At 66.3% G+C, this 8,076-nt stretch carries 8 protein-coding genes and 1 pseudogene; 4 read left to right on the top strand and 5 right to left on the bottom strand.

The window, feature by feature from the left end; all coding sequences use genetic code 11:
• Together ACR2JI_RS05160 and ACR2JI_RS05155 are read right to left on the bottom strand one after the other, a co-directional pair.
• Positions 1-227 (bottom strand): inorganic phosphate transporter (locus tag ACR2JI_RS05160; protein WP_526388715.1); only part of this gene is annotated, 227 nt, incomplete at its 3' end.
• Between the two features lie 102 nt (positions 228-329).
• On the bottom strand, positions 330-1,580 hold the full coding sequence (locus ACR2JI_RS05155) for an FAD-binding domain-containing protein (RefSeq protein WP_526388713.1): 1,251 nt from the start codon (positions 1,578-1,580) through the stop codon (positions 330-332).
• Positions 1,581-1,645: 65 nt separating this feature from the next.
• Here ACR2JI_RS05155 and ACR2JI_RS05150 point away from each other — a divergent pair.
• Positions 1,646-2,812, top strand: a pseudogene (locus ACR2JI_RS05150) (FAD-dependent oxidoreductase); the annotation flags it as partial.
• A 6-nt stretch (positions 2,813-2,818) separates the two neighbouring features.
• Here ACR2JI_RS05150 and ACR2JI_RS05145 read toward each other — a convergent pair.
• Together ACR2JI_RS05145 and ACR2JI_RS05140 are read right to left on the bottom strand one after the other, a co-directional pair.
• Positions 2,819-3,688 (bottom strand): lysophospholipid acyltransferase family protein, encoded by an 870-nt coding sequence (locus ACR2JI_RS05145; RefSeq protein ID WP_526388711.1) that lies wholly within the window; start codon positions 3,686-3,688, stop codon positions 2,819-2,821.
• A complete protein-coding gene (locus tag ACR2JI_RS05140) occupies positions 3,685-4,503 on the bottom strand; it encodes a GNAT family N-acyltransferase (RefSeq protein ID WP_526388709.1) in 819 nt (272 codons plus the stop codon). The genes ACR2JI_RS05145 and ACR2JI_RS05140 overlap by 4 nt, the downstream gene beginning before the upstream one ends.
• A 165-nt stretch (positions 4,504-4,668) precedes the next feature.
• Here ACR2JI_RS05140 and ACR2JI_RS05135 point away from each other — a divergent pair, with 165 nt between their 5' ends.
• From ACR2JI_RS05135 to ACR2JI_RS05125, 3 genes are read left to right on the top strand one after another with little or no spacing between them, the layout of a single operon-like run.
• Positions 4,669-6,012: a UDP-glucose dehydrogenase family protein gene (locus ACR2JI_RS05135; RefSeq protein WP_526388707.1), complete on the top strand. Its 1,344-nt coding sequence runs from the start codon at positions 4,669-4,671 to the stop codon at positions 6,010-6,012.
• Between the two features lie 3 nt (positions 6,013-6,015).
• Positions 6,016-7,158, top strand: a complete 1,143-nt coding sequence (locus ACR2JI_RS05130) for a glycosyltransferase family 4 protein (RefSeq protein WP_526388705.1) — start codon at positions 6,016-6,018, stop codon at positions 7,156-7,158.
• Between the two features lie 52 nt (positions 7,159-7,210).
• Positions 7,211-7,621, top strand: a complete 411-nt coding sequence (locus tag ACR2JI_RS05125; protein WP_526388703.1) for a hypothetical protein — start codon at positions 7,211-7,213, stop codon at positions 7,619-7,621.
• A gap of 188 nt (positions 7,622-7,809) precedes the next feature.
• Here the strand turns inward: ACR2JI_RS05125 and ACR2JI_RS05120 are convergent, their stop codons facing one another.
• Positions 7,810-7,992, bottom strand: coding sequence for a hypothetical protein (locus ACR2JI_RS05120; protein WP_526388701.1), 183 nt, complete (start codon positions 7,990-7,992; stop codon positions 7,810-7,812).
• Positions 7,993-8,076 lie beyond the last annotated feature (84 nt).

The following is an 8,076-nucleotide window of genomic DNA, read 5'->3' as shown; positions in this document are numbered from 1 at the left end:
TCCTGAACTTTCAGTACCGAAGTCGTCACCGTGACCGCCACCTCGACCGAGAGGAACGCTCCGACCAGGTTTAATGCACCGGCCAGCAACACCGCAGTCTTTGGTTTGAGGGCGTTGGTCGCGATCGATGTCGCCATCGCATTACCGGTGTCATGAAATCCGTTGGTGAAATCGAACGCCAGAGCGGTGGCGATCAGTAGCACCAAAATAATCATCTCAGTATTCACGGGGTTAGTGTGGGCCGCGACAGGCTCAGTGGCCAACCAGCATGGGTGATCGCGCCGACTGTTCACCTAACCTTAAACTTCGCGTGGGAGTGCGCCGCTCGGTCAGCGCCCTTTGCGCCATGCCGTGTAGGAGCTGATCGGACCTGTTCGCGGCGGCTCCAGCCACGGCCACGGGTGCAGCGAGACAACATCGAGGCGCGCGGCCCGGGACTTCCAGCCCGGGACGGGTGCGAACGTGGTGGCCAACTGCCTGTCCTGCAGCACCGCCACCGGGTCACCCCGCCACAGCTGCACCTCCCTGCGGGTCGAGAGATCGGCGATCGACTGGGCCAGGAACACCAACCTGTTCGCCGAGAGCCGCAACCGGCGCAGCAGTGGCGCGTCGAATACGAACACCACCGGCAGCTCCGGATGCGCGGCGGCCGCCGGGTCCCGATCACCCAGACTCTCGGCGGTGAGCCAGACGGCCTCGGGCGGTGCGGACTGCTGGGGCGTCGACGGTCCGGCCGTGGCCTCGAGGTCATCGTCGCGCCGGAGCCGGGGATCGGTCAGTGCCCGCGGCTCGCGCTCCTGGGTGGCCGGCCAGTCCGCGATCGGACAGTTCCGTTCCAGTGGGCACGCTCCGCACAGTCCGGCAGCCCGCTTCTCCACCTGCCACCGGGAGAACCCGTACGCCTTACCGGTGAGCGCGCCGACGGTCCACTGCCAGCCCAGTCGATTGGCCGCACGGGAGCCGTCCACCAGATGCCGGTACATCAGGTCCTCGCCGTCGCGCCAGCCCAGCCCGGCGCGGACACTCCAGTGCGAGGCGAGCCACATGCGCGTCTGGTTGGTGAGCCAGCCGCTGGACACCAGCTCCGACCAGGCCGAGTCCAGACACCGCGCCGACGATGACCACGGATTGGCCGCGGGCGCCGAACCGACGTCGGCGCTGCGCTCATCGACGGCGAATCGCAGGGAGCCGCGCGACGCAGTTCCCAAGCGCGCGTAAAGATGTCGGGCATATTCCTGCCAGAGCAGCTCGTCACGGAACTTCGCCACATCGCTCGGCGGACCCCCGGCCACGTGATCCCACACCTCGCGCAGGGTCAGGAGCCCATGCCGGATATACGGCGACAGACGTGAGGAGCCGCGCGCTCCGGGTGGCCATACGTTATTGCGCCGGCGCGCATACCCGGTGACGTCGTAGGCCTGCAGCGCGGCATCGGCCGCCGACTGCCCGCCGCGGAAGAGGGCGGGCGGCGCGGCTGCATCCGCAACCCCGGGCGCGCACAGATCGCCGAGTTGGTCCAGCACCCAGGTGTTGAGGGCCTTACCCTCGATCGGTGGATCGCTGAGGCGTTGCGGCGTCATTCGACGGCCGCTGAGCGCGTTGCCATCCCGTCATTATCGCGGCCTGGGCGACTAACCTGAGCGGCATGGCCGTCATCGTCGTGGGAGCAGGTCTGAGCGGACTCGCTGCCGCCCGTCATCTCACCCGGCACGGGGTCGAGGCCACGGTGCTCGAAGCCTCGGATGCCGTGGGCGGGCGGGTGCGCACCGATCTGGTCGACGGTTACCGGCTCGATCGCGGCTTCCAGCTCTACAACCCGGCGTATCCCGAGGGGGCTCGTGTCCTCGACCATGAGGCGCTGGATCTGCGGCCCTTCATCGCGGGTGCCCGCGTCGTGCTCACCAGAGGTGGGCGCCGCCGGGTGGCGCGGGTCGCCGATCCACGTCGCGAACCCGCGTGGGCCGTCGCGTCGCTGCTGGCGCGCATCGGCTCGCCGGTGGCGCTTGCGCGCTTCGGCGCCTACGCCGTCTCCCGGGCCGTGCGGTCGGTGCAATCCCTGGGCCGCGATCCCGATGTCACCACCGAGGAGGCACTGCGTCAGGCCGGTGTGGACCGTGCTCTGATGGAGCAGCTGCTGCGACCGTTCCTGTCCGGGGTCCTCCTGGAGTCCGAACTCACTACCTCGCGACGTTTCCTGGACGTGGTGCTGAAGTCCTTCATCAATGGGACTCCCGGCGTCCCGGCACTGGGTATGCAACGCATTCCCGAACAGCTTGCCGCCGGACTCGATGTGCACCTCGGCCATGGTGTCGCATCGGTCGGTGCGCGGGAGGTCAGTGTCCTCGACGGTGACGTCCACGCGGCCGACGCCGTCATCGTCGCGACCGATCCCACGGCGGCGGCCGGGTTGATTCCGGATGTCATTGCCCCCCAGGGCCGCTCGGTCACCACCCGGTACTACCGGCCCGATTGTGCACCCGGGGAACTGGCCGACGGGCAGGCCGTGCTGATCCTCGACGGTGATCGCCGCGGACCACTGGTCAACACCGTGGTGCTCACCCATGCCGCCCCCGACTATGCGCCTCCGGGCTGCCCGCTGGTGTCGGCGTCGGCACTCGGGCTCGCGGATTCGTCCGCGGACGAGATCGCCGTGCGCGAGCACCTCGCCTGGTTGTACAGCGTGCCGACCGAAGGGTGGGAGCTCATCGCGAGTTACCCGATTCCCTACGCACTACCGGCCATGCCGGTGCCCTTCGATCTACAGCGTCCGGTGCGCACGGCGAGCGGTGTCTACGTCGCAGGTGATCACCGCGACACCTCATCCATTCAGGGCGCGTTGGTCAGCGGCCGCCGGGCCGCCCAGGCGGTTCTGGAGGATCTGGGTGTCAGATCCGTTGTGCACGACCGCCTGGGTCCGGATGGCGAGTTCGCCGCGCAGGACGGTGGGTAACTCCAGCGGGTGCACGTCGATGTGAACCATCGTGCGACGGGTGCGCACGATCCTCTTCACCGATTCCCACATCGAGTCCTCGCCCAGGAACGCCGTCACGGTCGACGGACTGCCATCCCGATGGCTGTAGGTCAGGCGGAGTGGTTGCACCGGCTTGCCGGCCTCGATCGCAGCCTGGAACATCGCCGGGTGAAACGCGCCGTGATCGCGGCCGCAATAGGTGGTCCCCTCCGGGAACGCGACTACGGTGTGCCCGGCGCGCAGCCGCTGCACGACCGCGTCCACCACCCCGGGAAGCTCCCGGAGGCTGCGCCGTTCGATCGGGATGACATTGGCCAGCCGCGCCGCCAGCCCCACCGCGGGCCAGTCGATCAGATCCGCCCGGGCAACGAACGTGCCGGGCATCACCGCGCCGATGGCGAAGACATCGACCCAGGACACATGGTTACTGACGACCAGCATGCTGCGCAGGTTGCGAATCGGACCGCCGGACAGGGTGATCCGCACACCCAGGCAGAGCAGGACCAGTCGGCAGTACACCCGTTTGACGTGCCGGTGGCCCGGCAGCGGGATCGCCAGCACCGGCAGCATCGTCAGAAGCAGCGCTGCGATGGTGATGCGTCGCGCGGTCCGGACCGCCTCCAGCACGCGGTGTTCCGGTTGGCCCAGGCCGGACCGTACGCAGGTGGCGGTACAGGAGGTCTTGGGGAACCAACTGTGTTCGACCGGCGTAGTCATCGCTGGTTCCCGCTTGCGCTCGAGGCCGACCTCAGCCGGTTGAGGTAGCGGGTGTCAGCCTTGCCCTTGTTGAGCAGGGCCGGAAAGTCACCTACGCCGAATGCCGGATCGTGTGCGGGTTGTCCGCAGACCTGGGCACCCAACCGCAGATATGCCCGCATCAGGGGCGGCAGCGTGGTGTGTTCCGGTGGGTCGATGCTGTCGAGGTCCCTGCCGTCGAGAACCACCGGGCGGTACGGGTGGACGATGTACTCGGCATCGACTGAGTGGCGACTGAGCGCGAGGTCGCGGATTCCGCGGAGCTGGCTGCCGGCGGGTCCGTCACCGTGCGTCGGGACCGAGACGCAGCCGATGACGTAGTCGTACCCGCACCGGTCCAGATAGGCGAGGATGCCCGCCCACATCATCAGAATCACCGCACCGTTGCGATGGTCGTCACGGACCACGGCACGACCCATTTCGACCATCGACGGGCGCAGCGCATCGAGGGCACGGATGTCGAATTCGGTTGCGGTGTAAAGGCCGCCCGCCGCTATGGCGCCCGGTGGCGGGAGCATCCGGTAGCAGCCGACCAGGTCGCCGGACGCGTCATCACGGACCACGATGTGGTCGCAGAATTCATCGAACCGGTCCGCGTCCAAAGCTGTATCGTTGTCGAAGGTGAATCCCGGCTCGGTCGAGAACACTCTGTGCCGCAGTCGCTGTGCGGCTTCGATCATCGTCGCGTCGGTCGTGAGTAACAGCGTGTAGTGCGGGCCGGAGGTCCGGCGGGTCTCGGCGTGGTCAGGGGCTATGAGTACGGAAGCGGTGCTCATAACGTGCACGTTCAGCCAGATGTCTGACCAGATTGCTACCCCTGAGTGATGTGTCGGTGTACAAACGGTGACGACTGACTCCGCCGAAAAATGTTCACCTGATGTTGGCCCGCTGCTTCGCGTCCCTGTGCGGTCGCCACATCGCCGGCGGATATAGATGCAGGTGTGAGATGCACCGTATTCGGAACGGGTTACCTCGGCGCCACACACGCTGTCGGGATGGCGGAGCTCGGTCACGAGGTCGTCGGCGTCGACATCGATCCCGGCAAGGTCGCGAAGCTTTCCGCGGGGGAGATTCCCTTCTACGAACCGGATTTGGCTGAAATGCTGCAGGCGAATCTGTCAGCGGGCCGGTTGCGGTTCACCACCGATTACGACGACGCCGCCGAATTTGCCGACGTTCACTTCCTCGGCGTGGGCACACCTCAGAAGAAGGGTGAGTACGGGGCGGATCTGCGCCACGTGCAGGCCGTGATCGACGAGCTTGTTCCCCGGCTGACGCGGTCCTCGGTGATTGTGGGAAAGTCCACGGTGCCCGTAGGCACGGCTGCTGAACTGGCGTGCCGTGCCCGGAGCCTCGCACCGGCGGGTGTTGACGTCGAAATCGCCTGGAACCCTGAGTTTCTCAGGGAGGGTTATGCGATCCACGACACGCTGCACCCGGACCGCATCGTCGTGGGTGTGCAACAGGATTCGACACGGGCTGAAGCCGCGCTGCGCGCCCTCTATGAGCAATTGCTCGATGACGGGACGCCTTTTCTGCTGACCGACCTGCAGACGGCTGAGCTGGTGAAGGTCTCGGCCAACGCCTTCCTGGCCACCAAGATCTCGTTCATCAACGCCATTTCCGAAGTGTGCGAGGCGGCGGACGCTGACATCGTATTGCTGGCTGACGCACTCGGCCATGACCCGCGCATCGGACGCCGATTTCTCAATGCCGGTCTCGGATTCGGGGGTGGCTGCCTGCCGAAGGACATCCGGGCATTCATGGCCCGGGCCGGCGAACTGGGAGCCAGTCATGCGCTGACATTTCTGCGCGAGGTGGACAGCATCAACATGCGGCGGCGGACTCGGATGGTTGAGTTGGCGACCGCGGCCTGCGGTGGATCCCTGCTGGGCGCCAACATTGCGGTGCTCGGTGCGGCATTCAAGCCGGATTCCGACGATGTGCGTGACTCGCCGGCACTGAACGTCGCCGGCATGCTGCAACTCAACGGTGCCGCGGTCAATGTGTACGACCCCAAGGCGATGGACAATTCGCAGCGGCTGTTCCCGACGCTGAACTACTCGACCTCGGTGTGGGAGGCCTGTGATCGGGCCGACGCCGTCATGGTGCTCACCGAGTGGCAGGAGTTCGTCGACCTCGATCCACATGCATTGGCGGCCACGGTGCGTTCCACGGTGGTCGTCGATGGACGCAACTGTCTTGATGCCGATCGCTGGACGAACGCCGGCTGGCAGCACTACGCCCTCGGGCGCAAGCTGGGCCGGCGGATGACGAGGAGTTGAGCTGTGCGCGTCGCAATCGTCGCCGAGTCGTTCCTGCCCAATGTCAATGGCGTGTCCAATTCGGTGCTGCGGGTCCTCGAGCATCTGCGCGCCAATGGCCATGAGGCCCTTGTCATTGCACCGGATAATCCCCGCGGCGAATCCCCAGCGGCGCGTGTCCACGAAGGGGTGCGCGTTCACCGGGTTCCGGCCGTCATGCTTCCAAAGGTGGCCTCGCTGCCGCTGGGTCTGCCGATGCCGCGAATACTGCGAGTGTTGCGCGGGTTTGATCCGCACGTCGTGCATCTGGCCTCGCCTGCACTACTGGGCTACGGCGGACTGCTGGCCGCACGCCGCCTCGGGGTTCCGACGGTCGCCGTCTATCAGACCGATGTCGCCGGTTTCGCCGCCAGTTACGGGCTACCGCTGGCCGCCAGGCCGGTGTGGGGGTGGATGCGGCAGCTGCACTCCCGGGCCGACCGGACCCTGGCTCCTTCGGCCGCGGCCATCGACGACCTTGAGGCCCACGGTGTTCCGAGGGTTCACCACTGGCCGCGCGGGGTGGACATCACCGGGTTCGCGCCATCTCATCGCGACGAGATGTTGCGCCGGACCTGGTCACCCGATGGCAAGCCGATAGTCGGGTTCGTCGGAAGGTTGGCCCCCGAGAAACACCTGGATCGTCTCGCAGCGCTGGCCCGTCGCACTGATGTTCAACTGGTCATCGTCGGAGACGGTATCGAGAAGGACAGGCTGCAATCAGCTCTGCCATCGGCGATCTTCACCGGAGCGCTCTACGGGCCTCAGTTGGCGACCGCCTACGCCAGCATGGATGTGTTCGTGCACCCCGGTGAGCATGAGACCTTCTGCCAGGCTGTCCAGGAGGCGTTGGCGTCGGGCGTTCCGGTTGTCGCACCGGATGCCGGCGGCCCACGCGATCTCGTCGTGCCCTTCCGCACCGGCCTGCTGAACGCGCCGGATCGCTTCGAATCGCTGCTGAGCGAGTCCGTCGATCACCTGCTGGCCGAGCGCCCCCGCTACTCGGAGGCCGCCCGGCGCAGTGTCATCGGGCGCACCTGGCCGCAGATATGCGCCCGGTTGGTCGAGCACTACCAGGCCGTAAGGAATGAACGGCGCGCGCTGCCGGCAGACGCCCGGGCGGCCTGAGGCGGGATCGTTCTCTAAACTGATCTCATCCACGACAGAGATGAGATCCGCAATGACAACCGGACGACGCTTTTACGGTGCATTCGGCGCCTTCGCGCTCGCGATATCAGCGATTCCGCTGACGGCATGGATCTCGCCTGCAGTGAGCAGCGCCGAGGATGACTGCGACTTCAATTACTTCCTGAACACTGTCACCAACCAGTGCCAGTTCTGCGATACCGCCTACATGTACTGGAATTACGAGGCGAATCTGTGCCTGGTGGACGACGTCACGCCCTATGTTGATCCGATTCTCGGACCGGTGGGCCCTGTCGGAGTTGGACCTGATCCGGTCCTGGGACCTGTCGGTCCGGTCGGAGTCGGTGGGGTTGGCCCGGTGGTGGGACCGGTAGGTCCGGTCGGGGTTGGTGGCCTGGGTCCCGTAGCGGGACCTGTCGGGCCGGTCGGCGTCGGCCGACGGTAGCGCCGGGCTAGATGCCGGTCGCTACTTACTTGCGGCCGGTCCGCCTCAGCAGGTACTGCAGCCAACGCACGTCGATCAACATGCCTTCAAGGTATGGACGAAAATTAAGGCCGCGCGCCTCTGGAGCTAACGCGTCGCTAAGAAGTCTTGCCAGAGCGTCATTAGATTCGCCACTGCCGAGTGCGACATCAGCGGCGCGGCCGGCCGGCGAACGCCAGTACCAGTCCGGCGATGGCGATGATCGGCCCGAGCACCGACCATGTCGTGGTGTTGCTCATCGGACTGCCCTGGACCGCCCCGAACCCCTGCAGGGTGAACAGGATTCCGAACAGTGTCAGCACAATCCCGATGACCAATGTTGTCGTACGCATGGCGCATTCCTTCCGGGCCCCGGCGGGCGGTCCCCACGCCGGAATCGTACTGCTCTGTGACTCATCTCCCTTACGCGTGTGCCT

Origin of the sequence: Mycobacterium sp., from assembly GCF_051006775.1 — a bacterium.
Taxonomy (GTDB): Bacteria; Actinomycetota; Actinomycetes; order Mycobacteriales; family Mycobacteriaceae; genus Mycobacterium.
Note: the sequence above shows the minus strand (reverse complement) of the source record. Positions and strands in the feature narration are given on the sequence as shown.